The sequence below is a fragment of the Mesorhizobium sp. P160187 genome, assembly GCF_057766425.1.
Genome location: NZ_JBYMDX010000004.1, coordinates 217,482 through 244,034 on the forward strand (window position 1 = coordinate 217,482; position 26,553 = coordinate 244,034).

A 26,553-nucleotide genomic window follows, 5' to 3' on the forward strand; every position below is an offset into this window, starting at 1 on the left:
GAAATAATCCCGATACGGTTTCGTAACAACTCAAAAATGCTGCAATGCGAAATCGCGGGAGGGATTTGTGGACGCAGTCCGTGACATCTTCGTCATCGGTGGCGGCATCAATGGCTGCGGCATCGCCCGCGACGCCGTTGGGCGGGGCTTTTCGGTATTTCTCGCCGAGATGAACGATCTTGCCAGCGGAACCTCCTCCGGCTCGACCAAGCTGATCCACGGCGGTCTGCGCTACCTCGAATTCTACGAGTTCCGGCTGGTGCGCGAGGCGCTGATGGAGCGCGAGGTTCTGTGGAAGAACGCGCCGCACATCATCTGGCCGATGCGCTTCGTGCTGCCCTATGCCAAGGGCCTGCGCCCGGCCTGGCTGATCCGGCTCGGCCTGTTCCTCTACGATCATATTGGTGGCCGCAAATTGCTGCCGGCGACCCGGACACTGGACATGTCCAAGGATCCGGCGGGCAAGCCGCTGAAGCCGCTGTTTCACAAGGCCTTCGAGTACTCGGACGGCTGGGTCAACGATGCCCGGCTGGTGGTGTTGAACGCGCGTGACGCCGCCGACCGCGGCGCCACCATCCGCACCCGCACGAAAGTCGTCGGGGCGCGGCGCGAAGCCGATCTATGGGCGATCCGCGTGGAAGACGTGCGGACGGGAGATGCCGACGAGGTCAAGGCCCGGCTGCTGGTCAATGCCGCCGGTCCATGGGTCGACCACGTCCTGTCGACCACCGTGGGCCAGAACGACGTGCACAATGTGCGCCTGGTGCAGGGCAGTCATATCGTCATCAAAAAGAAATTCGATGATCCGCGCGCCTACTTCTTCCAGAACAAGGACGGGCGCATCATCTTCGCCATCCCTTACGAGGAAGAATTTACGCTGATCGGCACCACCGATCGCGACTATCCCGGCGATCCGCATGACGTGAAGATCAGCGACACCGAGATCGACTATCTCTGCGCGGCGGCGAGCGAATATTTTGCTGAAGCCGTGACGCGCCCCGACATCGTCTGGACCTATTCGGCCGTGCGCCCGCTCTACGACGACGGCGCTTCGAAGGCGCAGGAAGCGACCCGCGACTATGTGTTGAAAGCCGATGGCGGCGAGGGCAAGGCGCCGATCGTCAACGCTTTCGGCGGCAAGATCACCACCTACCGCCGGCTGTCGGAATCGATGCTGGAAAAGATCGAAGGTTTTCTCGGCAAGCGCGGCAAGCCGTGGACGGCGAACGCGCCCTTGCCAGGCGGCGATTTCCCGGCCACCGGTTTCGACGCCCAGGTGGCGAAGCTGAAGAGCGCCTATCCTTTCCTCGACCAGCGCCTGGCGCGTCGGTTGACCAGGCTTTACGGCACGCGCGCGCAAGTGCTGCTCGGCCTCGCCAAGTCGAACGCCGATCTCGGCCGCAATTTCGGCGCCGATCTCTATGAGGCCGAGGTACGCTACCTCAGCGAAAACGAATGGGCGCTGACCGCCGAAGATGTATTGTGGCGTCGCACCAAGCGCGGTCTGCATCTCAGCCGCGAACAGGCCTCGGCGCTTGACGAATTCATGCGCGGCATAAGCCGGCGCCATGTCGCGGCAGCGGAATAGGGAAGGCGATTGATGCACAAAGCCTGGGAGGAGGCATCATGCTGGAACTGAGAAACGTGACGAAGATGGTCGGCGCGGTGGAGCATATCCGCGACGTGTCGCTGACGCTTCAGCACGGCTCGCTCAACGTTTTGCTCGGGCCGACACTGTCGGGCAAGACCAGCCTGATGCGGCTGATGGCCGGGCTCGACGTGCCGACCACCGGTTCAGTCTGGTTCGACGGCCAGAATGTCACCGGCATGCCGGTGCAGCAGCGCAAGATCGCCATGGTCTATCAGCAGTTCATCAACTACCCCGCGATGACCGTCTACGAGAACATCGCCTCGCCGTTGCGCGTCGCCGGCACCGACCAGGCCAAGATCGACAAGGAAGTCCGCAACGCGGCAGGGCTTCTGAAGCTCACACCCTATCTCGACCGCACGCCGCTCAGCCTGTCCGGCGGACAGCAGCAGCGTACGGCGCTGGCCCGCGCCATCGTCAAGAATGCCAGCCTGGTGCTGCTCGACGAGCCGCTCGCCAATCTCGACTACAAATTGCGCGAGGAGCTGCGCGCCGAACTGCCCAAGATATTTGCCGCCGCCGGCACCATTTTCGTCTACGCCACGACTGAGCCGCATGAAGCCTTGCTGCTCGGCGGCAATACGGCGACGCTGTCCGAGGGGCGGATCACCCAATTCGGGCCGACCATCGACGTCTTCCGCAAGCCGATCGACCTGGTGACGGCGAAAACCTTTGCCGATCCGCCGCTCAACACCATCGTGCTGGCCAAGAAGGGCCCGGATTTCCTGCTCGAGGGCGGCGTCAAGCTGCCGGTGCCGGCCGAACTCGCCGGCATTGCCGACGCCAATTACACGATCGGCTTTCAGCCGCATCATCTGTCGCTGGAGCGGCCCAACGCTGCCGCGGTGCCGGTGCGCGCCAAGGTGACGATCACCGAGATCACCGGCTCGGAAAGCTTCATCCACCTCGATTTTGCCGATGCGCGCTGGGTCATGCTGACCCACGGCATCCGGGATTTCGAGCCGGACGCCGAGATCGAGGTGTTTATCGATCCGCGCCACATCATGGTCTTCGACAGCAACGGCAGCGCCGTCGCCGCGCCGAAGCTTGCGGCCTGAGGGGGAAGAGATGGCGCGCATCGACGTCAACCATGTCAGGCACTCCTACCTGCCCAATCCGCAGAAGGATGCCGATTTTGCGCTGCGGGAAGTGCACCACACATTCGAGGATGGCGGCGCCTATGCGCTGCTTGGGCCCTCGGGTTGCGGCAAGACCACGCTGCTCAACATCATTTCGGGACTTCTGCACCCCTCGCACGGTGAGTTGTTGTTCAACGGCAAGGACGTCACCAATCTGTCGACGCAGGAGCGCAACATCGCGCAGGTGTTCCAGTTCCCGGTCATCTACGACACCATGACCGTTTACGACAATCTTGCCTTCCCGCTGCGCAATCGCGGCGTGCCGGAGGCCGATGTCGACCGCAAGGTGCGCGAGACGCTGGAGATGATCGACCTGGCGTCGTGGGCGAAGAAGAAGGCGAGGGGCCTGACCGCCGACCAGAAGCAGAAGATCTCGCTCGGCCGCGGCCTGGTGCGCTCGGATGTCAATGCCATCCTGTTCGACGAACCGCTGACGGTTATCGATCCGCACATGAAGTGGGTGCTGCGATCGCAGTTGAAGCAACTGCACCGCCGCTTCGGCTACACCATGGTCTATGTCACCCATGACCAGACCGAGGCGCTGACCTTCGCCGACCAGGTCGTCGTCATGTATGATGGCGGCATCGTCCAGATCGGCACGCCGGCTGAATTGTTTGAGCGCCCGCGCCACACATTCGTCGGTTACTTCATCGGCTCGCCCGGCATGAACGTCATGCCGGTGGCGATCGACGGCAAGACCGCGACCATTGGCAGCCAACGCATCGAGCTGCCCGGCGCGCCAAAGACCGCCGCTGGGAGCTCCGGCGCCATCGAACTCGGCATCCGCCCCGAATATGTCAGGCTCGGCCGTGACGGCATGGCGGTTAAAATCAGCAAGGTCGAGGATCTCGGCCGCCACAAGGTGGTGCGCGCCAGCCTCGAAGGCCGCGAGATCGCTGCCGTCATCGGCGAGGACGAGAGCGTGCCGGCCGACCCAAAGGTTCGCTTCGATCCGGCCGGCATCAACATCTATGCCGATTCCTGGCTGGTTGAGATGGGGCGTGTCGAGATGGGGGCATAGATGGAAAAGACCTGGAACAACAAGGCCTGGTTCCTGGTGCTGCCGGTGCTGGTGCTGGTGGCGTTCTCGGCCGTCATTCCGCTGATGACGGTCGTCAACTATTCGGTGCAGGACACCTTCGGCAACAACGTCTTCTTCTGGGCAGGCACCCAGTGGTTCGAGGAACTGCTGTCGTCCAGCCGCTTCTGGGAAGCGATGGTGCGCAACCTGATCTTCTCCTTCATCATTCTGGCCATCGAAGTGCCGCTCGGCATATTCATCGCGCTCAACATGCCGAAGAAGGGCTGGGGCGTGCCGGTCTGCCTGGTGCTTATGTCGTTGCCGCTGCTCATTCCGTGGAACGTCGTCGGCACCATCTGGCAGGTCTTCGGCCGCAACGACATCGGCCTGCTCGGCTACTACGTCAACGCGCTCGGCATCGACTACAATTACGTTCAGGATCCGTTCGACGCCTGGGTCACCATCATCATCATGGACGTCTGGCACTGGACCAGCCTTGTCGTGCTGCTCTGCTATGCCGGCCTGGTTTCGATCCCGGATGCCTTCTACCAGGCGGCCAAGATCGACGGCGCCTCGCGCTGGGCGGTGTTCCGTTATATCCAGCTGCCGAAGATGCAGCGTGTGCTTTTGATCGCCGTGCTGTTGCGCTTCATGGATAGCTTCATGATCTACACCGAGCCCTTCGTCGTCACCGGCGGCGGCCCCGGCAACTCGACGACCTTCCTGTCGATCGACCTCGTCAAGACCGCGCTCGGCCAGTTCGACCTCGGTCCGGCGGCCGCCATGTCGCTGGTCTACTTCCTGATCATCCTGTTGTTGTCGTGGGTGTTCTACACCGTGATGACCAACTACGACGCGGAGCGCTGAGATGAGCGGCGCCAACGAAAGAGCCGACAGAGTGAGCGAAACCACCGCTTCGGGAAAATTGGCGAGCACGCTTTCGCAGGATCAGGTCGCCCGGCTGATGCGCAAGCGCGGCGAGGAATCGCGCTGGTGGTGGATCGTGCCGACGATCTACATCATCGTGCTTCTGCTGCCGATCTACTGGCTCATCAACATGAGCTTCAAGACCAATGCCGAGATCGTCTCCTCGCTGACGCTCTATCCGCATCAGCCTACGATCGCCAACTACGTCACTATCTTCACCGATGCGTCCTGGTATTCGGGCTACATCAACTCGATCACCTATGTTGTCATGAACATGGTGATTTCCGTGGCTGCGGCGCTGCCGGCGGCCTACGCCTTTTCGCGCTACCGCTTCCTCGGCGACAAGCATCTGTTCTTCTGGTTGCTGACCAACCGCATGGCGCCGCCGGCGGTGTTCGCGCTGCCATTCTTCCAGCTCTATTCGGCCTTCGGCCTGATCGACACCCACATCGCTGTGGCGCTGGCGCACTGCCTGTTCAACGTGCCGCTGGCGGTGTGGATCCTCGAAGGCTTCATGTCGGGCGTGCCCAAAGAGATCGACGAAACAGCCTATATCGACGGCTACTCCTTCCCGCGCTTCTTCGTCAGGATATTCATGCCGCTGATCGCCAGTGGCATCGGTGTCGCCTGCTTCTTCTGCTTCATGTTCTCATGGGTCGAACTTTTGATCGCCCGCACGCTGACCACCACTGACGCCAAGCCCATCGCCGCCACCATGACCCGCACCGTTTCGGCCGCCGGCATGGATTGGGGCCTGCTCGCCGCCGCCGGCGTGCTGACGCTGATCCCCGGCGCGCTCGTCATCTGGTTTGTCCGCAACTACATCGCCAAGGGCTTCGCCCTGGGGAGGGTGTGATGAAACAAAAGCACGGGTTCATCCTCACCACCACCGCCAATGGCTTTGCCCTGGGGAGGGTGTCACCATGAATCTCGACCTCACCTGGATGGCGTGGACGTGGCCGACGGCGGCGTTCTTCGGCACCATTCTTCTGCTGCTGTGCGGCATGGCGTTTTGGGAATTTGCCTCGCCGGGCGGCAATCCGCGCGTCGGCGTCCTGCGCTTCGAGACGACGCGCGGCGACCGTCTTTTTCTGTCGCTGCTTGGCAGCGCCTTTATCCATCTCGCTTGGCTGGGTCTTGTCGGATCCAACCTGTGGTGGGCTCTCGCTCTCTCCGTGGTCTACGCCGTCGGCGTGTTCCGCTACGTATAGAGGGGGAAACTGTTGGATCGACCGCGTGCCGGCGGCCGTTCCAGATCGCACTTGAAACCTAAATGTGGAGGAAACCTATGCGACGGCAATTTTTAACATCAACAACTGCCCTTGTCCTGTTGCTCGGGGTAGGCAACGCCTACGCCGGAATGGATGAGGCCAAGGCGTTTCTGGACAAGGAAATCGGCCCGCTGTCGACGCTCGACCGCGCCGGCCAGGAAGCAGAAATGCAGTGGTTCATCGATGCCGCGAAGCCTTTCGCCGGCATGGACATCAAGGTCGTGTCCGAAACCATCGCCACCCACCAGTATGAATCGCAGGTGCTGGCGCCGGCCTTTACCGCCATCACTGGCATCAAGATCACGCATGACGTCATCCAGGAAGGCGACGTCGTCGAGAAGATCCAGACCCAGATGCAGACCGGCCAGAACCTTTATGACGGCTGGGTCAACGATTCCGACCTGATCGGCACCCACTGGCGCTACCAGCAGGTCCGCAACCTGACCGACTGGATGGCGGGCGAGGGCAAGGACGTTACCAATCCGAACCTCGACCTGAAGGATTTTATCGGCACCTCCTTCACCACCGCGCCGGACAAGAAGCTCTATCAGCTGCCCGACCAGCAGTTCGCCAACCTCTACTGGTTCCGTTACGACTGGTTCAACGACGAGAAGAACAAGGCCGACTTCAAGGCGAAATACGGCTACGACCTCGGCGTTCCCGTCAACTGGTCGGCCTATGAGGACATCGCCGAGTTCTTCACCGGCCGCGAGATCGACGGCAAGAAGGTCTATGGCCACATGGACTACGGCAAGAAGGACCCGTCGCTCGGCTGGCGGTTCACTGATGCCTGGCTGTCGATGGCCGGCAACGGCGATAAGGGCCTGCCGAACGGCCTGCCGGTCGACGAATGGGGCATCAAGGTCAACGAGAAATCACAGCCGGTCGGCTCCTGCACGGCGCGCGGCGGCGACACCAACGGCCCGGCTGCCGTCTACTCGATCCAGAAATACCTCGACTGGCTGAAGGCCTACGCTCCGGCCGAAGCCCAAGGCATGACCTTCTCCGAATCCGGCCCGGTGCCGGCACAGGGTGCGGTCGCGCAGCAGATATTCTGGTACACCGCCTTCACCGCTTCGATGGTCGACGCCGGCGCCAAGGCGGTGCTGAACGACGACGGAACGCCGAAGTGGCGCATGGCCCCGTCGCCGCATGGCGTCTACTGGAAGGACGGCATGAAGCTCGGCTATCAGGACGTGGGTTCCTGGACGCTGATGAAGTCGACGCCGACCGACCGCGCCAAGGCCGCCTGGCTCTACGCGCAGTTCGTGACCTCGAAGACGGTCGACGTGAAGAAGAGCCATGTCGGCTTGACCTTCATCCGCGAAAGCACGATCCACGACAAGAGCTTCACCGAACGTGCGCCGAAGCTCGGTGGTCTGATCGAGTTCTACCGCTCGCCGGCCCGCGTTCAGTGGTCGCCGACCGGCACCAACGTGCCCGATTATCCGAAGCTGGCACAGCTCTGGTGGCAGGCGATCGGCGATGCCTCGTCCGGCGCCAAGACGGCGCAGGAAGCCATGGACTCGCTCTGCGCCGAGCAGGAAAAAGTCATGACCCGCATCGAGAAGTCGGGCGTCCAGGGCGATATCGGCCCGAAGATGGCCGAAGAGCATGACCTCGCCTACTGGAACGCCGACGCGGTCAAGAACGGCAATCTCGCGCCTCAGCTGAAGATCGAGAACGAGAAGGAAAAGCCGATCACCATCAACTACGACGAACTGGTGAAGAGCTGGCAGAAGTAATCTTGGCGTACGCGCCAGGATCATAGTGAACGGGGAGGCGGCATCTTGCCGTCTCCCCTGTTTGTATAGGCGAGCTACCGGGAGGACTAATGACCGGATACATCCTTGCAATCGACCAGGGTACGACATCGACCAGGGCGATCCTGTTCGACGGCGCGATGAAGGTCGCCGGCAGCAAGCAGCAGGAATTCACGCAGCATTATCCTGCCTCCGGCTGGGTGGAGCATGATCCGGAAGAGATCTGGGCAAGCGTCGTCGCGACGGTCAAAGGCGCGCTGAAGGCCGCCGGCCGCGAGGCCTCGGATGTGGCGGCGATCGGCATCACCAACCAGCGCGAAACCGTCGTCATCTGGGACAAGGCGACCGGCAAGCCGATCCACAATGCCATCGTCTGGCAGGACCGCCGCACCGCGCCGCTCTGCCAGAAGCTGAAGAAACACGGCCTGGAGAAAAAGTTCACCAGAAAAACCGGCCTGCTGCTCGATCCCTATTTCTCCGGCACCAAGATCGCCTGGATGCTGGACAAGGTGAACGGTGCGAGAAAGCGCGCCGAAAAGGGCGAACTGCTCGCCGGCACCATCGACAGTTTTTTGATCTGGCGGCTGACCGGCGGCAAGGTGCATGCGACAGATGCCACCAACGCCTCGCGCACGCTGGTCTACAACATCGAGAAAAATGTCTGGGACGACGAGCTGCTCTCCATCCTGCGCATCCCGGTGGCGATGCTGCCTGAGGTCAAGGATTGCGCCGACGACTACGGCGTGACGGAAAAAAGCCTGTTTGGCGCCGAAATCAAAATCCTTGGCGTGGCCGGCGATCAGCACGCAGCGACCATCGGCCAGGCCTGTTTCGAGCCAGGCATGATGAAATCGACCTATGGCACCGGCTGCTTTGCGCTGCTCAACACCGGCGCCGATCTGGTGCGCTCGAAGAACCGGCTGTTGACCACCATCGCCTATCGGCTGAACGGCAAGACTACCTATGCCTTGGAAGGCTCGATCTTCATCGCGGGTGCCGCCGTGCAATGGCTGCGCGACGGCATCAAGGTGATCGGCAAGGCCGAGCATAGCGGCGTTTTGGCGGCAACCGCCGACCCCACGCAGAACGTCTATCTGGTGCCGGCTTTCGTCGGTCTCGGCGCGCCGCATTGGGATGCCGAGGCGCGTGGCGCGATCTTCGGGCTGACCCGCAACTCTGGCCCGGCGGAGTTCGCCCGCGCGGCGCTGGAATCCGTCGCCTACCAGACGCGCGATCTCCTCGACGCAATGCGCAAGGACTGGAAGGGGGCGTCGGCCAAAACCGTGCTTCGCGTCGACGGCGGCATGGTGGCCTCCGACTGGACCATGCAGCGGCTGGCCGATATCCTCGATGCGCCGGTCGATCGCCCGACCATTCTGGAGACGACGGCGCTGGGTGCGGCGTGGCTTGCCGGCTCGAAAGCAGGCGTGTGGCCGAAGGCGAAGGATTTTGCCAATAGCTGGGCGCTCGAGCGCCGCTTCAAGCCGGACATGGATGCCGACACCCGCTCGGCAAAACTGGCGGGTTGGCGCGACGCGGTGCGCCGGACATTGAGCGCGTCCTGATTCGCACTTAAGACCAAGTCCGCGAAAAGACGAAGCCCGCGCCCGTTGCCGGCGCAGGCTCCGTCCTACCCTAACTTCGCCCTAAACACATCAATAGGGCGAATTACACTGCCGCCGAGGGCCGTAGTTGGGCTGGAATGTGTTGTCCGAGGCGCGGTAGGAGCGATAGCGGTCGTAGCACCACTGCACATGCGCATCGCCGCCGTAGACGCGGTTGTTCTCGCTGTTGACGATCGCACCGGTGATCAAGGCGCCGGTGGCGAAGGCAGCCAGCGGGAACCAGTAGTCGCCGTGACGGCGATAGCCGCGGTGATATTCGCGATAGCCGCGATGGCCATTCCAATAGCTGCCGCCATCATTGTTGCGCGAGAACTGGCGGCCTACGCGGAAATCGCGATTGCCGGAATTGCGGTTGCCGTGGCGCATCCACCGCCAGTTGTCATGACGAGAATCGCCCACATTCACGATGTCGGACGAAGTTGCTGATGACTGGGGCACGAACATCTGGGCGGCATTGGCCGGCATAGCGGCGGCCGCGGCAAACGAAATTGACAGGGTGGTCGCCACTAGACCCGTTGCGATCTTGTTCATGATCTTCTCCTTGAAGGGTGGTTGACGTCCCTTGTGAGACGAAAACGGCCCGCTCGTGCGATGGTTCCCACCAAAACAGTAAGTTGCTGATTTGTAATGTTTCTCGAATTTGGCGCGAGAGAAAAGGCGCGTCTCGCGCGCCAACAGATCGAAGCGGCGACCACGTTGCGGGAGCGGCTCACCGGGCTGGTGACGACGCAATTTGCGGCGCGTCTGGCGATGGCTGAAACCCCGGTCGAACGGCCATCTTTTTCCGGTTGACCGGTCGCGGCACTCTCCCTATGTTCCGCGCAATTTCGAGGGCGGCCTTTAGAGCCCGCGGGAGCGCGTAGCTCAGCCGGTAGAGCAACTGACTTTTAATCAGTAGGTCTCGGGTTCGAACCCCGACGCGCTCACCAGAAATATTTCGTGCGGAAGTTGCCCTGTCAGCAGCCCCCATCGCCTCCTACAATCGCCGCCCGGTCTTGACGTCGAACAGATGAGCGCAGGCGCGGTCGATCTCGATGCGCATCTGCTCGCCCTGTTTCAGTGCCAGCCGCTCGCGGAAAAGGCAGGAGATTTCTTCTCCGGCGCAGTCGACCCTGGCAAAGATTTCCGAACCCGTTGCTTCCAGAAGCACGATCGTGCCGGGGATTCCTTTGGCGGTCGTCGCTCGGATGTGTTCGGGGCGGATGCCGTAGATGAGGTCGCCGCCGGGAATGTTGGTCAGGTCGATGCCTTCCGGCAGCGGCAAGATCAGTCCACCGGCGCTGCGGAAAACACCTTCCTCGACATGGCCCCGAATGAAATTCATCGCCGGCGAGCCGATGAAGCCGGCAACGAAGAGGTTGGCCGGGCGGTCGTAGAGGTCGAGCGGCGCGCCGATCTGCTCGACAAGGCCGTCATGCAGCACGACGATCTTGTCGGCCATGGTCATGGCCTCGATCTGGTCGTGCGTGACGTAGATGGTTGTGGTCCCGAGCCGCTGGTGCAGCGCCTTGATCTCGCCGCGCATCTGCACTCGCAATTTGGCGTCGAGATTGGACAGCGGCTCGTCGAACAGGAACACCTGCGGGTCGCGCACGATGGCGCGGCCCATGGCGACGCGCTGGCGCTGGCCGCCGGAAAGCTGACGCGGATAGCGGTCGAGCAGCTTGTCCAGGCCGAGAATGCTGGCGGCCCTGCCGACGCGGCCGGCGGTGTCGGCCGGATCGGCTTTCTTGATCTTCAGGGCAAAGCCCATATTGTCGGCCACCGTCATATGCGGATAGAGCGCGTAGTTCTGGAACACCATGGCGATGTTTCGGTCGCGCGCCCTGAGATTGTTGACGACGCGATCGCCAATGGCGATCCTGCCGCCCGAGATCATTTCCAGTCCGGCAATCATGCGCAGCAGCGTCGACTTTCCGCAGCCCGACGGCCCGACCAGGATAACGAATTCGCCATCGGCGATGTCGACGCTGACATCGTGGATGATCTTGGCGGCTCCGAAAGCCTTCTGAACGTTGTTGATTGTTACCGATGCCATTGGATTTCTCCCGGAAATGAGTGATGTCGGGGCCGTGCCTCAGCCGCCCTTGACGGCGCCTGCGGTCAGCCCGGCGACGATCTGCCTTTGCGCGAACAGGGTCAGCACCAGCACCGGCAGCGTCACCACAAGTGCTGCGGCGGCGAGCGGACCCCAGCTCACCTGCTCGTAGGAAAGCATGTTGTAGACGGCGACCGGCAGCGTGCGGGTCTCGCGGCTGGCGAGCACAATGCCGAAGACGAAATTGTTCCATGAGAAGATGATCGACTGGATGAAGGCGACGACAATGCCCGGCTTGGCGATGGGCAAGGCGACCAGCCGGAACACCTGCCAGGAACTGGCGCCATCGATGTTGGCCGCTTCTTCCAGCTCCATCGGCGTGGTCTCGAAATAGCCGATCATCACCCAGACCACGATCGGCACCGTCACCACCAGATGGATGATGATCTGCGGCCACAGCGTGCCGAGAATGCCGACCCACTGGAACAGCAGGAACAGCGGAATGAGATAGGAAAGCCCCGGCGTCATGCGGGCGATCATGATGACCACCGCCGAGCGTTCGGCCTTGAGCCGCGCGATGCCATAGCCCGCCGGCACGCCGATCAGCAGCGCCAGCAACGTTGCCGTGCCCGTCACCAGAACCGAATTCCAGAAATAGAGCAGGAAATTGTTCTCCTCGAATACCTTCACATAGTTCGACCAGGCGAGATGTTCCGGGATCAGGATCGGCGGGTATGCACCGTTGTCGATCTCGAATTTCAGCGACAGCGAGATCATCCAGAGGAAGAACAGGATCGCCGGCGAGACGAAGACCAGAGCCGCGAAGAACAGCCCGATTCGGTTGAGCAGCCGTGAACTCATCTATTTGCCCTCCACCCCGATCCAATGGGAGCGCTGGCGCAGCATCAGCAGGATGAAGGACAGCGCGACGATGACGATGAAGAACACCACGGCCATGGCCGAGCCATAGCCGATGTCGTAGTAGGAGAAGGCGGTGTTGTAGAGATAGATGTTGATGGTTTCCGAGGCCGTGCCCGGTCCGCCCTGGGTCATGGCGTAGATGATGTCAAAACTCTTCAACGCATCGATGGTGCGGATGATCATCGCGATCATCAGGAACGGCGCGATCATCGGCAAGGTGAGATAGCGGAATTGCTGCCAGGCGTTGGCGCCGTCGATCTCGGCGCTCTCGAAGGGCTCGCGCGGCACGGAGGCCAAGCCGCCCAGCACGATCAGCATCACCAGCGGCGTCCACTGCCAGGTCTCGACCGCAACCAGCGACGGGATGACTGTCCTGGCGTTAAAGATCCATTCCTGCGCCGGAATGCCGACCAGCGACAACAGATAGTTGAGCACGCCGAGCTGGGGATGGAACATCATCGTCCAGACCAGCGCCACGGCGACCGGGGTCGCCATCATCGGCATGACGAAGACGCCACGCAACAGCCCGCGCAGCGGAAATTTCGCGTCGAAGATCAGCGCGGCAAGAGTGCCGAGGAACATCGGCGCCGCGACCGAAAGCGCCGTGTAGGTCAGCGTATGGAAAAGCGATTCCCAGAAGCGTTGGTCGACTGCCAGCCGCAGATAGTTTTCCATCCCGGCAAAGCTTCGCGCCTGGCCGAGGGTCCAGCGGTTGACGCTCATCCACAGTGTGAAGGCCCAAGGAAAGACGATCACGGCGCCGACGACGACGAGCGCCGGGACGACGAAAGGCCAGTAGTTGGGAGCCAGCCGGATGGTCTGGCTCCCTTCGATGGCTTGCGTCGTCACCCCGGTGCGTTCTGGGGTGATGGCGGACATCAGCCTTGCTCGCTCCGGTCGAGCACCGGCTGGAACTGCTCGGTGGCCTTCTTCAGTTCCTCCGCCGGATCGGCGCCGGCGATCAGATTGGTCAGCGCCACGCCATAGATGTCGCGGAACTCGGTGACCGGAATGATGACCGGCAGCGACAGCCGGCTGACATTGCCCGAGCCGACCACGGCATCGAGCCAACTCGCCGGCATGGTGACGCCTTCGCGCACCTTGGGATCTTCCAGCACCGACTTGCGGAACGGCACGCCGGCACCCGCCTGCAGCAGGCGCGCGCCCATGGCGGGCGAAATCGCCCACTGGCAGAAGAGGTAGGCGGCCTCCTTCTTCTCGCTGGTGGCCGTCACGCCGAGGCCGTCGCCAAAGGTGCCGGCGGCATGCGCCTTGGGCCCCTTGGGCATGACGCCGTAGCCAACCTTGCCGACCACTCGTGACTTTTCCGGATTTTCCATTGGCGGGGCAAAGCCGACGCCATCGAACCACATCCCGATCTTGCCTTGCAGGAAGGCGGACTGGGCTTCGGCCCAGTTGAATCCGGTGACGCCTGGAGGCGCCGACTTGGTCATCAGCCGCTGGTAGAGGCTGGCCGCCTCGACCGCCTCGGGCGAGGTCGTGCGCAGCTTGCCCTTGTCGTCGAGCGGCGTCATGTCGTAGCCGAGCATAAGCGACGTCCACACCGGCGTGTTGGCGTTCTTGAGGCCGCGGGCGACAAATCCATAGGTGTTGGTCGACGGGTCGGTCAGCGCTTCGGCCGCCGCGACCAATTGCTCGAAGGTTTCAGGGTATTTGAGGCCCTTGGCCTCGAACAATTCCTTGTTCCAGTAGACGATCCAGTAGTCGACTGAGAACGGCAGCGAGCGCAGCACGCCCTGGCCGTCCTTGGCAAACAGCATGCCGGCATCGGCGAAATCGGTTTCCACCAGCGCAGGATCGGTCAGGGTCGAGTCAGCGAGATAGCCTGATATGTCGGCCAGCCAGCCGCCCTTTTCGAACTGCCGCTTCTGCACGTGGTAGCTCAGATGCACGACATCGAAGCTCGGCTTGCCGGAGCTGAGTCGATCACCGTCTTCTGGCGCTGCTGCTGTTCCGGCGTCGCTTCGGCATTGACCTTGATCCCGGTCAGTTCCTCGAACTCGGCGATGTATTTTATCAGCGTGTCGCTGCGCGGGCTTTTCACCAGATTGACGTCAAGCGTCGTTCCCGCAAAGCGCTTCCAGTCGACGCCGGCGGCAAAGCTTGGGCGAACACCGGCAAAGCCGGCGGCGGCAAGGGCGGCGGTTCCCTGGAGGAGTTGCCTCCTGGTTGGGTTGAACAGATTGGACGACATTTTCTTCCTCCCGGTTGTTGTCGTTGTCGATTGCGCCGCAGCGACCGCGGCGCGGCTCATGCTTCCTCAGATTTGCAGCGCCAGTCGGCGCGCCTTGTCGATATGCTGGCTAATGGCCTCGACCGCCTTCCCAGGATCGCGGCTCTGCATCGCATCGATCACCGCCAGGTGCTCGCGCATGACCGGCACGACGCGCCCGTCGATACGGAACCGCTCCTGGTGGATCAGCCGGATCTTCACCGAATTGACCAGATAGGCCTTGGCGATGATCTCGTTGCCCAGCGCATCGATGAACGTGTCGTGCATGGCCCAGTCGATGGTCTGCGCCTTGGCCTCCATCTCCGGCGTCGGGGTATGCGCCAGCGCCTGGGCAAGCATGTCCTCATGCTCGCGCCGCAAGCGGGCAAGCTCGGCGTCGGAGGCGCTGACCGTAAACAGCGCCACCGCTTCACGCTCCATGAACAGGCGGAACTGAAAGGCCTCGCGGATCAGGCTGATATCGATATGGGCGATCTGCATGCCGCGCTGCGGGATGGTCGTCAGCAGTCCTTCCGCCTCGAGACGCGGCACGATCTCGCGAATGGCGCCGAGCGGCAGTCCGGTGAAGGCAACCAGCTCACGCTGCGACACGAACTGGCCCGGCTTGAAGTCGCGCGCCAGCAAATGCCGCGTGAAGCTGGCATAGGCCTTCTCCCTGAGGGTGGTCGGTTCGTTGCCGTCTTCCATTTCGGCGCGCTTCCCTTTGCCGGTCAGGCCGGTTCCCTGGCAAAAAAGCTGTCATAGGCTGCGGCAAGCTGCTGCTGCCCTTGCAAAGCGATCGGCTCCAGCGGCGGACGGACCGCCAGCCAGCGCTCGTCGCCGGTCTTGCGCGCCACCATCACCTTTACCGCGGGGGTGACCTGATATTTGAGCAATTCGAGCACAAAACTTTCGACGCGAGGATCGTCGCGCCCGTCCTCGGCCATGGCGCGGATTTCGCCCGGGACGAAATTGGCCATGCCCGAGATTGCGCCTTGAGCACCCAGTCGCACCGCACGCGCCAGATGCCTTTCATCGCCGATCAGGATCACCAGATCGCCATGGGCGGCAAGCAGCGCCTCGCTGTAGCTCCAATTTCCACCGGAATCCTTCACCCCGGCGACCACGTCGGGAAAAGCAGTGCGCAACCGGCCGATCAGGCCAAGCGAAAGCTGCACCGTGGTAACCGAAGGGATGTTGTAGAGCAGCACGTCACGGGCGAGGGGGCCGAGCGCGGCAAAGACGGCGGAGAACCAGCCGAAAAGGCCGTCCTCGCCGACATTCTTGAAGTAGCTTGGCGGGGCCAGCAGAATGTTTCGGGCGCCGCGCTGTAAGGCATGCTGTGCCTGTTCGGCGGCGTCTTCGGCGGCGCCGACCAGCACGCCGGCAACGAGTTGATGCGGCAGGATTCCAGCAGCCAGCATGGCTTCGGTTACCGACCGCCGCTCCGTCGTGCCCACCGATGCGCCTTCCCCTGTGGTGCCGAAAAGCGTCACGCTGCCGCAACCCTGCGCCAGGCAACTTTTGGCCTGAGCGATCATGGGGGCGGTGGCGATCTGCCCGCGGGCATCGAAAGGCGTGGCGAGAGCGGCCGAAAGGCCAAAGCGTGATGTCACCGGAAGGTCTCCGAAGTAGGTGTGTATGCCGTGATAGCACACTAACATGTTAGTCGTAAATTGGGGTGGTGCGCTTTTTAACAGCGGAGGGCCTTATCGAGCGGTTCACGGGTTCGAAGCCCATGGCGGATGGAGACCATTGGCGAAACAGCAGGATGGCCCAGTGTTCGGGCGCGGAGCGGCAGCTCCAACCTTGTCCCCATCCCAGTCGATGGCTAAACTCAGCCTTTCCCAGGGGAGGGTTCTGACATGACACTTCAGCTTTCGGCGGATGCTGTCGCTCCTAAGGCGGCGGCGCCTCAAAAGTACCTCTTCGGCCCGGTCGCCGATTTCCTCATGCTGGGCGGCAGCGCCTTTCTCATCCTGCCGGTGCTGTTTCTCGTTCCGCTCGAATATGAAGGTCCGGTGGCCGCAACGATGGTCTTCGTAGCCTATCTCGTGAACTATCCCCACTTCGCCCACTCCTACCAGCTCTTCTACCGCAATTTCGGGCGCAAGGTGACGGGCGACGGCTACGACGGGAGCCTGCAGCTCCGCTACATCTTCGCGGGCATTGTCGTGCCCCTGGTCATGGCCGGGTTCTTTGCCTATGGCGCCGCGGCGGCGAACACGCGCCTGCTCGGCTATGCCACCAACGCCATGTTCTTTTTTGTCGGTTGGCACTACGTCAAGCAGGGCTACGGCATGCTGATGGTGGATGCGGTGCTGAAGCGCAAATTCTTCGACGACCGCGACAAGAAGGTGCTGCTGGTCAACTCCTATGCCGTGTGGATCCTGGCATGGCTGCAGACGAATACGGCGGTCACCCAGGGCAAATATTATGGCCTGGACTATTACACATTCGCGGCCCCTTCCTGGATTACCGACATCGGCGTGCTGGCGGCCGTTGCGTCGACGGCGGCCACGCTCTTGATGCTGGTCAATCGCTGGCGGAAGAACGGTGGCGGCCTGCCCTATAACGGTTTGGTGGCCTATGTCGCGTCGCTCTATCTCTGGATCCTGATTGCGCGCGTAAACCCGCTTTGGCTGCTGATCGTGCCCGCGCTCCACTCGCTGCAGTATCTCGCCGTGGTCTGGCGCTACCAGACGAACGTCGAGCGAGACAGTTCCGATGCCGAAGGCGATCCGCAGCCGAAAATCCTGTCCTTTCTTGGCCCCCTCTACAGGTTTCGGCTCCTCGGCTTCATCGTCGGCGGCACGGCCCTTGGCTATCTCGGCTTCTGGCTGATCCCATCCGCCCTGACGGCTTTGATTCCCTATGACAGGCAAGTGCTGGGGTCATCGCTGTTCTTCTTCATCGTGCTCATCTTCATCAATGTGCACCACTATTTTCTGGACAATGTGATGTGGCGCCGTGGCAATCCGGAGGTATCGAAGTATCTGTTCCGCTGACTGATGCGCAGACTGTCGAGCCCGGTTTTCGTCAGCTGTCGAGTATGCCATCGCGAGCGTGATCGTCAGTGCAACGGAGAGCCCTGGAATGGCGGAGTTCTTTCCGAGAGCCGCCTGGAAAGTACCCTGCGGTGGCATCTGTACCGGCGTTGGCGACGCCGGCGTGGCCCTCGACGCGTGAGTTGCGGCCGACGTGCGGCGGGATCGGCTGGAACGTCACGAAACCAGTGAGACATTGCCGCCGGCATGGCGCTCGATGCGGCCGGCAAGGTCGAGTTCCAGCAGCACCATGGAGACTTGCGCGGCGTTGAGGCCGGTGTGGCGGATGATCTCGTCCACGCCCACCGGCGTTGGGCCCAGCGCCTCGAGCACGCCGCTGCGTTCGTCCTCACCGGGCGGGGGTGTTGCCGAAAAATCGGGTGCCTTTTCTGGCGGCGCAATGCTTCGTGTTCGCGTGCCCGCCAAGGGTGCGATCGCACCGGAAACGTCGGCCGCCTCGGTGACCAGGGTGGCGCCATCCTTGAGCAGCCCGTTGGAGCCGGCGCAGCGCGGATCGAGCGGCGAACCCGGTACGGCAAAGACCAGCCGGCCCATCTCGCCGGCCAGGCGCGCGCTGATCAGCGAGCCGGAGCGTTGCGCAGCTTCGATCACCACCAGTCCGAGGGCGGCGCCCGCGACAAGCCGGTTGCGGCGCGGAAAATCCTGCGCCCGCGGCTGCCAGCCGAACGGCATTTCCGAAATAACGGCGCCGCCACGCTCGGCAATGTCTTCGCACAAGCCGATATTTTCGGGCGGGTAGGGGACATCGAGCCCACCGGCCAGCACACCCACTGTACCAGTCGAGAGACTGCCCTGGTGTGCTGCCGTGTCGATGCCGCGCGCCAGGCCGGAAACGATGACGTAGCCGTCGCGGCCAAGATCCGCCGCCAGCATGCGCGCCATCTTGATGCCGGCGAGCGACGCGTTGCGGGCGCCGACGATGGCCACCGCCGGCAGGCGAAAGACGGCTGCCTCGCCCTTCACGGCAATCAGTGGCGGCGGATTGTCCATGTTTTTCAGCATCGGCGGGTAGTCGGCCTCGCCGATGCCGACGAAGCGGGCGCCGTTTTCACTGGCTGCGTCGAGTTCCGCTTCGGCTTCCTCCACGGAAGGAATGCGCATGATCCTTTTGGCTCCGCCCGAAATCATCAGCTCGGGCAGCATCTCCAACGCCGCCTCCGCCGAACCAAAGCGGTTGATCAATTCGCGAAACGAGGCCGGGCCGACATTTTGTGTGCGGATCAGCCGCAGCCAGCTCAGCCGCTGCCGGTCGCTGAGGCGCGGCCCGGCGGCGGGCTTGCTCAACCCTTGGCTCCGATCTTGCCTTCGGTGCCGGCAAGAAGGCGCGAAATGTTGGCGCGATGTTTGAAGATGACGATCAGGCTCATCACCAGGAACAGCCCGGCGGTCTCAGGTGTGCTCCAGAAATAAAGCGCGATCGGCACGATGACCGCCGCCGTCAGCGCTGCCAGCGAGGAATAGCGAAACAGAAAAGCCATCGCCAGCCAGACGACGATAAAAATCAGCGCCACATGCCAGCCGAGCGCGATCAGCACGCCGAGATAGGTCGCCACGCCCTTGCCGCCCTTGAAAACGAGCCAGACCGGAAACAGATGGCCAAGGAAGGCGCCAAGGCCCGCCCAGAGTCCAAGGCCGGCCCACAGTCCGTAGTCGTGTCCAAAATGGCGCGCGATCATCACCGCCGCCGTACCCTTCAACGCGTCGAGCACCAGCGTCGCGGCGGCGAGGCCCTTGTTGCCGGTGCGCAGAACGTTGGTGGCGCCGATATTGCCGGAGCCGATTTTGCGCACATCGCCGAGGCCGGCCGCGCGGGTGATCAAGAGGCCGAAGGGAATCGAGCCGAGGAGATAGCCGAACAGCAATGCCAGGATAACGTTATAACTCATTGTTTGCTCCCGCATTTCCCCAGCAACATATCGGTCTGCGACGTGGCGCGATCGCTCTAGCTCGAAAACACTGTGCGGCCCGCCACCAGCGTTTGCAAGACCATGCCTTGCAGCCGCGCACCTTCGAAGCAGGTGTTTTTCGAGCGCGAGCGGATGCCGCTTTCACTCACGATCCAGGGTTCTTCAAGGTCGATCAGCGCAAGATCGGCCGGCGCTCCCGGCTTCAGCGTGCCGCCCGGCAGGCCGAACAGCCTTGCTGGTGCGGTGGACAGTGTTTCGACCAGCCGAAGTAGCGGCACGTCCCCATTGTGGTAGAGCCGAAGCGCTGCTCCAAGCAGCGTCTCCAACCCGATCGCGCCGGCAGCTGCATCGGCGAAGGGAAGGCGCTTGGTGTCGACATCCTGCGGGTCGTGCGAGGAGACGATGATGTCGATCGTGCCGTCCTTGACCGCCTCGATCATGGCCAGCCGGTCTTCCTCCGCGCGCAAAGGCGGCGTCAGCCGGAAGAAGGTGCGGTATTCCCCGACATCGTTCTCGTTCAGCGACAGATTGTGGATCGCCACGCCCGCCGTGACATTGGCCTTGTCGGCTTTCGCGCGTGTCATCGCTTGCGCTGCCATCGCCGTCGAGATCTTGGCCGCGTGGTAGGCGCCGCGCGTCAGCCGTGCCAGCGCCAGGTCGCGCTCCAGCGGGATGGACTCGGCCTCGCGCGGAATGCCGGCAAGGCCGAGCCAGCTGGCATACAGGCCTTCATTCATCACGCCTGCCGAAGCGAGGTCGCCATCCTGTGTCTCATGTGCGATGACGCCGCCGAAATCGCGGGCATAGGTGAGAGCCCGGCGCATCACCAGTGCGCTGGATATTGTGTGCCGCCCATCGGTGAAGGCGACCGCACCGGCCTCGCGCAACAGGCCGAATTCGGTCATCTCGCGACCGGCGAGGCCTTTGGTGATCGCCGCCGCCGGAAAGATGTTTACGCTTGCCGTGTCCCGGGCGGTGCGCAGCACGAATTCGACCAGCGCGACATTGTCGATCACCGGGTCCGTGTCGGGCATCATAACGACGGAGGTGACGCCGCCGGCCGCCGCCGCAACGCTGGCCGAAGCGATGGTCTCGCGATGTTCGCCGCCCGGTTCGCCGATGAAGACGCGCGCGTCGATCAGGCCGGGAATGATCGCCTTGCCGGCGCAGTCGACCACGGTGGCTCCCGCCGGCAGCCCCTGGTTCAGGGCAGCCTTGCCGGCGGCAACGATCTTTTTCCCGTCGACGATGACGGTGCCGATCTCGTCGATGCCGCGTGACGGGTCGACGATGCGGGCGCGCTCAAAGACCGTGGTGCTCATGCGCTCCGGCCCTCGTTGCGGCGCGGGTCGAGCAGCGCTTCCATCACCGCCATACGCACGGCGACACCCATCTCGACCTGTTCCTGGATGACGCTTTGCGGCCCGTCGGCGATTTCGGACGCAATCTCGACGCCGCGGTTCATCGGCCCGGGATGCATCACCAGCGCGCCGTCCTTGGCGGCCTTCAGCTTTTCGGCATCGAGGCCGAAATAGCGGAAATATTCGCGTACCGAAGGCACGAAGGCGCCTTCCATCCGCTCGCGCTGCAGGCGCAGCATCATCACCACGTCGGCGCCCTTGAGGCCCTCGGCCATCGAGCGCGAGACGATGACGCCCATTTTCTCGATGCCGGTGGGCAGCAGCGTCGACGGCGCCACGACCCGCACCTGCGCGCCAAGCGCGTTCAAGAGCATGATGTTGGAACGCGCGACGCGCGAATGCAGGATGTCGCCGCAGATCGCTACGATCAGTTTCGACAGCGGCCCCTTGGCGCGGCGGATGGTCAGCGCGTCGAGCAGCGCCTGCGTCGGGTGTTCATGCGCGCCGTCGCCGGCATTGACCACCGAGCAGCCGACCTTCTGCGCCAAAAGGGCGGCGGCGCCCGCAGACTGGTGGCGGATGATCAGGATGTCGGGGCGCATGGCGTTCAGAGTCATGGCCGTGTCGATCAGCGTCTCGCCCTTCTTCACCGAAGAGCTCGCCACCGACATGTTCATGACGTCGGCGCCGAGCCGTTTCCCGGCCAGTTCGAACGACGACTGCGTGCGCGTCGAGGCTTCGTAGAAGAGGTTGATCTGGGTGCGGCCGCGCAGCGTCGAGGTCTTCTTTTCGGACTGCCGCGAAATGGCGACGGCGCGATCGGCCCGGTCGAGCAGAAGCTCGATGTCACCGGGGGAAAGATCGCGGATGCCCAGAAGATGGCGGTGAGGATAAAGCGGCAGGGACGAAGCGTCGGTCATCTCAAGGCGCTGCTATAGGGGGGAGAATTCCTTGCCGCAAGCGTCAGCTTGGCATTGCGGCCTTTCTCCCCGGTATTTTCGTCGCGCGCGCCGCCTGCCTTGGGCTATATCTAGCCGATTGCTTCGGATTCGAAGCCTTATGATGATAAGTGCCTTTCTAGCGTTAGAAGGCCCTTCTACTTTCAGAAGGATTGGGCGTGACCGACGACGTGACCAACCAGCCGCCGCCGCTGACGGGCGGCAACGCCTGGCGGGGCGATCCGTTGCTGATCCAGCTTGCCGAGCGTTTTTCCGATCCGGTGCGCAAGGACCTCGACGGGCTTGGCCGGTTCGTCCTGACGCAGGAGGCGCAGGAGCTGGCGCGCCTCGCTAATGTCGAGACGCCGAAGCTCCGCACGCATGACCGTCAGGGCCGGCGCATCGACCTCGTCGAATTCCATCCGGCCTATCATGCGCTGATGCGCCGCTCGGTTGCCGGCGGCCTGCATTCCTCGATCTGGGAAAACGGCGATAGCGAGATCGGCCGTCGCCATCAGGTGCGCGCCGCGCGTTTCTACCTGACCGCCGAACTCGAGACCGGGCATCTCTGCCCCATCACCATGACCAGCGCTTCGCTGGCCGCCCTGATGGCCAGCCCAAAGCTGTTTCGCGAATGGGCGCCGCGCGTGACGACGCGCAAATACGACCAGAGTCAGAAGCCGCCGGTCGACAAGACCGGGCTGACGCTCGGCATGGGCATGACCGAAAAGCAGGGCGGCACCGACGTGCGCGCCAACACCACACGGGCCGAACGCGCCGGCAGCGGCTTTTATCGCCTCACCGGCCACAAATGGTTCATGTCGGCGCCGATGTCGGACGCTTTTCTCGTGCTTGGACAGGCGCCTGAAGGGCTTTCCTGCTTTCTCGTCCCGCGCATCCTCGGCGACGGTTCCGGCAACGGCTTCCGCTTTCAGCGGCTGAAGGACAAGCTCGGCAACCGCTCCAACGCCTCATCGGAGGTAGAGTTCGTCAACGCCATCGGCGAGATGGTCGGCGAGCCCGGCGCCGGCATAAAGACGATCATGGACATGGTCACGCTGACCCGGCTCGACTGCGCCGTCGCCTCGTCGGCAATCATGCGGGCGGGGCTGGCTGAGGCCGTGCATCACGCCCGTCATCGCCAGGTGGCCGGCTCGACGCTGATCGAACAGCCGCTGATGCAGCGCGTGCTGGCGGACATGGCGCTCGATGTCGCCGCCGCCACGGCACTCTCGTTCCGACTGGCGCGCTCCTTCGACGAGGCTGCCGGCGACCGCGGCGAGGCTGCTTTTGCCCGCGCCATGACCCCGGTGGTCAAATACTGGGTCTGCAAGATCGCGCCGCCACTGCTCTATGAGGCGATGGAGTGCCTCGGCGGCAATGGCTATGTCGAGGAAGCGCCGCTCGCCCGCTACTACCGCGAAGCCCCGGTCAATGCGATCTGGGAGGGCTCAGGCAATGTCATGGCGCTCGACGTGCTGCGCGTGCTCGGCCGCGCGCCCGGCCTGTTCGAGGAGGTGCTGGCCGGCATCGACCGCGATCTCGGCGCCGGCGGACGCGGAACCATTGGCGTGCTCAAGGCGGCCATGCAGGTCGCCGGCACCGATGAGGGGTCGGCCCGCCTGCTGACCGAACAGCTGGCGCTGTCGGCGGCAGCTGCGGAATTGCGCCGGCTGGGGGCAGGGCGGATTGCGGACGCCTTCGTCGAGACGCGGCTCGCCGGCCAGTGGCGCAACACCTATGGCATGCTCGATTCGCGCCACGATGCGCGCATGATCGTCGACACGCTCTATCCGCCGGTGAATTGAGGGCCTTCCGCCAGGCCTCGAACGAATTTGCCTGCCTGTGGACAGCCGTTAACCTTAACGAATGGTTTCCGTTGCAGCCGCAGGCCGCAGACCCCACTGTCTTTGTCACCAAAGCAGGAATGCCATGCGGCACATTTTGACGTCCTTTCTGGCCTTGCACTGGGCGCTGGTTTTCGCCCTGCTGGCGTTCATCTGTGTCGATGGAAACCGCGGCGTTGCGGGCGCTCTGGGCGTGCTCGGCGTCGTCGTGGAAAACACTCGTCTGGCCGATCTCGACAATGCTGCCGTCGTGGCGCCGCTGGCCATCGCCTTGCTGGTCGTGGCGGTGCTGTTTTGCTGGGTCTTCGTCGAGAGCCTGGTTAACGCCGCAGCGAGCCCGGACGGAGCCGACAGTGTGGCGCGGACCGCCTTCATTTCGGCATCCGCGGTGTTGTCGCTGATCCTGATCGGCGGCGCAGCGCGAGGCATCAACGGCCTGTTTTTGGTTGTCGCCGTGCAATTGGCGGCACTTCTGGCCTCCTATGTCGCCATGCTGGCCGAGCGGAGGTCGGTCTTCGCTGTCATGGTTTCTCGGGAGGCAGAGAGCCGCGCCACCGCCCATGCCATGGCCAAGGGTGCCGCGCACGGCTCCTTGCTGTCGCGCATTTCCGGCCGTCCGGACATTGGTCCCAGCGGTCGCAGAGGCGGCTCCAGCCGCAGGGACGGTCACTGATGCGCACGCTGTTCGCATTGTGGGCCGCGCCACTCGCTCTGTTCTGGGGCTGGTTCTTCCTGTCGCTCAACGACATCAATTTCGGCTACGTCATGCTCAGCCGGCAGCTGCATGATTTCGTGTTTCAGCTCTACGGGCAGATGCTGGGCATCGATCCGGCGATCATTCCGGGCATGGTGGCAAGGGCCTGCATCTTCGACGGCTTCCTGCTGATGGCATTGTGGGCGTTTCGCCGCCGCCGCAACATCATGGCCTGGGTCAGGCGGCAGGCGGGGAATCCGGTTCCGTCCGATCGCGTGGGTCAAGCGACTGGAGCCGGTCCAGAACTCCCTGCAGAATAAAGGCCGCAGCCGCCGAATCGATCTTGCCGGCGCGCTTTCGGCGCGAGAAATCCATCTCGATCAGCGTCCGCTCCGCCGCCACCGTCGACAGCCGCTCGTCCCACAGCACGAAGGGCAGGTCGGTTATACCTGCCATGTTGCGCACGAAGGCGCGCGACTTCTGGGCGCGGGGACCTTCCGAACCGTCCATGTTGATGGGGAGACCGAGTACAAACGCGCCGACATTGTCCTTCTGCAGCTGGGCGAGCAGCGCTGCCGCATCCAGCGAAAACTTTTTGCGCAGGATGACCGGGCGCGGATGGGCAAAGGACAGGCCGCGGTCGGAAACGGCGACACCGATCGTCTTGTCGCCGAGGTCGAGCCCGGCCAGCGTCCTGCCGCCTTCCAGGCGTGACGGCAGATCCTCGATTGCTATGATGCCCAACGGCTTTCCCCACCAGCTTTACCGTGACCCAGTCTTAACCGTGACCCAGACTTACCGTGACCCAGACTTGCCGTCACAAAGAGCGCGACACGTTCTTTTGAACCGCGAGCACACTATGTCACTTTAATTTTGCTGCCGGCGTTCTATCTTCCGGCGCAACCAAAATCGAGGAACACGATCGATGAAATTGACCTGGTACGGACATTCCGCCTTCCGCGTCGAGACATTAGGCGCGACCATCCTGATCGACCCCTATCTCGTCGGCAACCCATCATGGACGAGCGGCTGGGAGGGGCCGGCGGAAGGCGTCACCCATGTGCTTTTGACCCACGGCCACAGTGACCATGTCAGCGGCGCGGTGGAGGTGCTGAAGAAGAGCGGCGCCCAGCTGGTCGCCAATTACGAGATCTGCATGTACCTGGTCGGCAAGGGCGTCGACGGCAAGAAGATCAATCCCGGCAATCATGGCGGCACCGTCGATTGCGGTGCCTTCACCACCACCTTCGTGCAGGCACTGCATTCCTCGTCGTTTGGGCTCGATGGCGGCCAGAACGTCTACCTCGGCAATCCCAACGGGCTGGTCCTGCATTTCCCGGAGGACAAGACGCTCTACCATATGGGCGACACCGACATCTTCTCCGATATGGCGCTGATCGAGGAACTGCATGAGCCGAAGATCGGCCTCGTGCCGGTCGGCGACCGCTTCACCATGGGCGGCGCGGTGGCGGCCCTGGCCTGCCGGCGCTTCTTCCACTTCGACACGGTCGTTCCCTGCCATTTCGGCACCTTCCCGATCATCGACGCGACGGCGGAGAAGTTCGTGGCCGGCCTCGAAGGATCAGGTGTCGACGTAGCCTTGCCAGCCATCGGCCAAACGATCACACTATAGAGCGATCGTTGAAACGATCCCTTGTCGCAAAGGGGAATTAAACCATGGTTTTGAGAGAGACTCTTTGCGTTTCGATGCTGGTCGCTGCGTCGCCCGCATCCGCCGCCGAGGACTTCATCAAGGGCGTTTACCTCCAGACCCAGGAGCTTTGCGCGCAAGCCAAAAAGGACACGCTGCAGACGCTGATTGACACCGGCAATGTCATCTTGTCGGCGGACGGCCTGCAAAGCGTCGAGTATAATTGCGAGTTCGTCCAGGTCACCAAGGCGACGCGCTCGCCGAGCTGGGCGGTCACTGCCATCTGCCAGGAGCCGGGCTTTCTCTTTCCCGATATACTGTCGATCACGCAGATGAACGCGACCCAAATCGACATCGTCTCGGTGCGCCCGACCGCCGACGAAGGCGAGCAGGCCGGCAATGGCGGCAGCTATTATCTGTGCGAGGGTGTATCGCTGCCCTAGGCTGAAATGCCGCCCTGGCATGAACGGGCTCTATCCCCAAGCACGATCGATGTTGCGC

At 63.0% G+C, this 26,553-nt stretch carries 26 protein-coding genes, 1 tRNA gene and 1 pseudogene; 16 read left to right on the plus strand and 12 right to left on the minus strand.

The features are described 5' to 3' along the window. Positions 1 to 67: 67 nt before the first annotated feature. The 8 genes from glpD to glpK all read left to right on the plus strand — a co-directional run bounded on the left by glpD (position 68) and on the right by glpK (position 9,334). Positions 68 to 1,588, plus strand: coding sequence for a glycerol-3-phosphate dehydrogenase (gene glpD, locus AC3CCE_RS18040; protein ID WP_352512604.1), 1,521 nt, complete (start codon positions 68 to 70; stop codon positions 1,586 to 1,588). A gap of 38 nt (positions 1,589 to 1,626) precedes the next feature. Next, entirely contained in the window at positions 1,627 to 2,706 is a 1,080-nt protein-coding gene (locus tag AC3CCE_RS18045) for an ABC transporter ATP-binding protein (RefSeq protein WP_023684650.1), read from the plus strand. 10 nt (positions 2,707 to 2,716) lie between these two features. After that, positions 2,717 to 3,808, plus strand: coding sequence for an ABC transporter ATP-binding protein (locus AC3CCE_RS18050; protein ID WP_023730147.1), 1,092 nt, complete (start codon positions 2,717 to 2,719; stop codon positions 3,806 to 3,808). Further along, positions 3,809 to 4,675 carry a carbohydrate ABC transporter permease gene (locus AC3CCE_RS18055; RefSeq protein ID WP_023670975.1) on the plus strand — a complete coding sequence of 289 codons (867 nt, stop codon included), beginning with the start codon at positions 3,809 to 3,811 and terminating at the stop codon, positions 4,673 to 4,675. A 1-nt stretch (position 4,676) separates the two neighbouring features. Continuing rightward, entirely contained in the window at positions 4,677 to 5,591 is a 915-nt protein-coding gene (locus AC3CCE_RS18060; protein ID WP_023670976.1) for a carbohydrate ABC transporter permease, read from the plus strand. A gap of 67 nt (positions 5,592 to 5,658) precedes the next feature. Beyond that, positions 5,659 to 5,946 carry a DUF2160 domain-containing protein gene (locus tag AC3CCE_RS18065; protein ID WP_023693410.1) on the plus strand — a complete coding sequence of 96 codons (288 nt, stop codon included), beginning with the start codon at positions 5,659 to 5,661 and terminating at the stop codon, positions 5,944 to 5,946. Between the two features lie 77 nt (positions 5,947 to 6,023). Then, a complete protein-coding gene (locus AC3CCE_RS18070; protein WP_023670978.1) occupies positions 6,024 to 7,751 on the plus strand; it encodes an ABC transporter substrate-binding protein in 1,728 nt (575 codons plus the stop codon). Positions 7,752 to 7,840: 89 nt separating this feature from the next. Next, complete coding sequence (gene glpK / locus AC3CCE_RS18075; protein WP_352624670.1) at positions 7,841 to 9,334, plus strand: glycerol kinase GlpK; 1,494 nt, start codon at positions 7,841 to 7,843, stop codon at positions 9,332 to 9,334. A 90-nt stretch (positions 9,335 to 9,424) separates the two neighbouring features. Here the strand turns inward: glpK and AC3CCE_RS18080 are convergent, their stop codons facing one another. Beyond that, positions 9,425 to 9,925, minus strand: coding sequence for a BA14K family protein (locus AC3CCE_RS18080; protein WP_352545851.1), 501 nt, complete (start codon positions 9,923 to 9,925; stop codon positions 9,425 to 9,427). A 96-nt stretch (positions 9,926 to 10,021) separates the two neighbouring features. Here AC3CCE_RS18080 and AC3CCE_RS18085 point away from each other — a divergent pair, with 96 nt between their 5' ends. Continuing rightward, a complete protein-coding gene (locus AC3CCE_RS18085) occupies positions 10,022 to 10,186 on the plus strand; it encodes a hypothetical protein (RefSeq protein WP_023826983.1) in 165 nt (54 codons plus the stop codon). A gap of 61 nt (positions 10,187 to 10,247) precedes the next feature. Then, a tRNA-Lys gene (locus tag AC3CCE_RS18090) sits at positions 10,248 to 10,323 on the plus strand. A gap of 47 nt (positions 10,324 to 10,370) precedes the next feature. On the opposite strand, the gene AC3CCE_RS18095 is transcribed toward AC3CCE_RS18090, so the two are convergent. The 6 genes and pseudogenes from AC3CCE_RS18095 to AC3CCE_RS18120 form a co-directional block, all read right to left on the minus strand. Continuing rightward, complete coding sequence (locus tag AC3CCE_RS18095; RefSeq protein WP_352624672.1) at positions 10,371 to 11,432, minus strand: ABC transporter ATP-binding protein; 1,062 nt, start codon at positions 11,430 to 11,432, stop codon at positions 10,371 to 10,373. Between the two features lie 39 nt (positions 11,433 to 11,471). Continuing rightward, positions 11,472 to 12,293 (minus strand): carbohydrate ABC transporter permease, encoded by an 822-nt coding sequence (locus AC3CCE_RS18100; protein ID WP_352624674.1) that lies wholly within the window; start codon positions 12,291 to 12,293, stop codon positions 11,472 to 11,474. Next, a complete protein-coding gene (locus AC3CCE_RS18105) occupies positions 12,294 to 13,232 on the minus strand; it encodes a carbohydrate ABC transporter permease (RefSeq protein WP_023742463.1) in 939 nt (312 codons plus the stop codon). Continuing rightward, positions 13,232 to 14,568, minus strand: a pseudogene (locus AC3CCE_RS18110) (ABC transporter substrate-binding protein). Before AC3CCE_RS18110 ends, AC3CCE_RS18105 begins: the two are co-directional and overlap by 1 nt. A gap of 66 nt (positions 14,569 to 14,634) precedes the next feature. Continuing rightward, positions 14,635 to 15,294, minus strand: coding sequence for a GntR family transcriptional regulator (locus AC3CCE_RS18115; RefSeq protein WP_023815787.1), 660 nt, complete (start codon positions 15,292 to 15,294; stop codon positions 14,635 to 14,637). A gap of 23 nt (positions 15,295 to 15,317) precedes the next feature. Beyond that, the gene (locus AC3CCE_RS18120) at positions 15,318 to 16,202 is read right to left on the minus strand and encodes a dihydrodipicolinate synthase family protein (protein WP_352624677.1); all 885 of its coding nucleotides are present in this window, start codon (positions 16,200 to 16,202) and stop codon (positions 15,318 to 15,320) included. A gap of 249 nt (positions 16,203 to 16,451) precedes the next feature. Here AC3CCE_RS18120 and AC3CCE_RS18125 point away from each other — a divergent pair, with 249 nt between their 5' ends. Then, positions 16,452 to 17,594, plus strand: a complete 1,143-nt coding sequence (locus AC3CCE_RS18125) for a hypothetical protein (RefSeq protein ID WP_352624679.1) — start codon at positions 16,452 to 16,454, stop codon at positions 17,592 to 17,594. A 216-nt stretch (positions 17,595 to 17,810) separates the two neighbouring features. Here AC3CCE_RS18125 and dprA read toward each other — a convergent pair whose 3' ends face one another. From dprA to AC3CCE_RS18145, 4 genes are read right to left on the minus strand one after another with little or no spacing between them, the layout of a single operon-like run. Then, entirely contained in the window at positions 17,811 to 18,938 is a 1,128-nt protein-coding gene (gene dprA, locus AC3CCE_RS18130; protein ID WP_023742459.1) for a DNA-processing protein DprA, read from the minus strand. After that, positions 18,935 to 19,540 (minus strand): glycerol-3-phosphate 1-O-acyltransferase PlsY, encoded by a 606-nt coding sequence (gene plsY, locus AC3CCE_RS18135; RefSeq protein ID WP_023706212.1) that lies wholly within the window; start codon positions 19,538 to 19,540, stop codon positions 18,935 to 18,937. Before plsY ends, dprA begins: the two co-directional genes overlap by 4 nt. Positions 19,541 to 19,596: 56 nt before the next feature. After that, complete coding sequence (locus tag AC3CCE_RS18140; protein WP_352624682.1) at positions 19,597 to 20,883, minus strand: dihydroorotase; 1,287 nt, start codon at positions 20,881 to 20,883, stop codon at positions 19,597 to 19,599. Beyond that, positions 20,880 to 21,842: an aspartate carbamoyltransferase catalytic subunit gene (locus AC3CCE_RS18145; protein ID WP_023696535.1), complete on the minus strand. Its 963-nt coding sequence runs from the start codon at positions 21,840 to 21,842 to the stop codon at positions 20,880 to 20,882. Before AC3CCE_RS18145 ends, AC3CCE_RS18140 begins: the two co-directional genes overlap by 4 nt. Positions 21,843 to 22,039: 197 nt before the next feature. Here AC3CCE_RS18145 and AC3CCE_RS18150 point away from each other — a divergent pair, with 197 nt between their 5' ends. From AC3CCE_RS18150 to AC3CCE_RS18160, 3 genes are all read left to right on the plus strand, one after another. Next, positions 22,040 to 23,668 (plus strand): DNA alkylation response protein, encoded by a 1,629-nt coding sequence (locus tag AC3CCE_RS18150; protein WP_023688598.1) that lies wholly within the window; start codon positions 22,040 to 22,042, stop codon positions 23,666 to 23,668. Between the two features lie 124 nt (positions 23,669 to 23,792). Next, the gene (locus AC3CCE_RS18155; RefSeq protein ID WP_023670994.1) at positions 23,793 to 24,380 is read left to right on the plus strand and encodes a hypothetical protein; all 588 of its coding nucleotides are present in this window, start codon (positions 23,793 to 23,795) and stop codon (positions 24,378 to 24,380) included. Beyond that, positions 24,380 to 24,721 carry a DUF6105 family protein gene (locus tag AC3CCE_RS18160; protein ID WP_023670995.1) on the plus strand — a complete coding sequence of 114 codons (342 nt, stop codon included), beginning with the start codon at positions 24,380 to 24,382 and terminating at the stop codon, positions 24,719 to 24,721. The genes AC3CCE_RS18155 and AC3CCE_RS18160 overlap by 1 nt, the downstream gene beginning before the upstream one ends. Here AC3CCE_RS18160 and ruvX read toward each other — a convergent pair. Next, positions 24,639 to 25,145, minus strand: coding sequence for a Holliday junction resolvase RuvX (gene ruvX, locus AC3CCE_RS18165; RefSeq protein WP_023726663.1), 507 nt, complete (start codon positions 25,143 to 25,145; stop codon positions 24,639 to 24,641). The two genes, AC3CCE_RS18160 and ruvX, sit on opposite strands and share 83 nt — an antisense overlap. A gap of 181 nt (positions 25,146 to 25,326) precedes the next feature. Here ruvX and AC3CCE_RS18170 point away from each other — a divergent pair, with 181 nt between their 5' ends. Both AC3CCE_RS18170 and AC3CCE_RS18175 read left to right on the plus strand, forming a co-directional pair. After that, a complete protein-coding gene (locus tag AC3CCE_RS18170) occupies positions 25,327 to 26,034 on the plus strand; it encodes a metal-dependent hydrolase (protein WP_352624685.1) in 708 nt (235 codons plus the stop codon). Between the two features lie 44 nt (positions 26,035 to 26,078). Beyond that, positions 26,079 to 26,495, plus strand: a complete 417-nt coding sequence (locus AC3CCE_RS18175; protein WP_352624687.1) for a hypothetical protein — start codon at positions 26,079 to 26,081, stop codon at positions 26,493 to 26,495. Positions 26,496 to 26,553 lie beyond the last annotated feature (58 nt).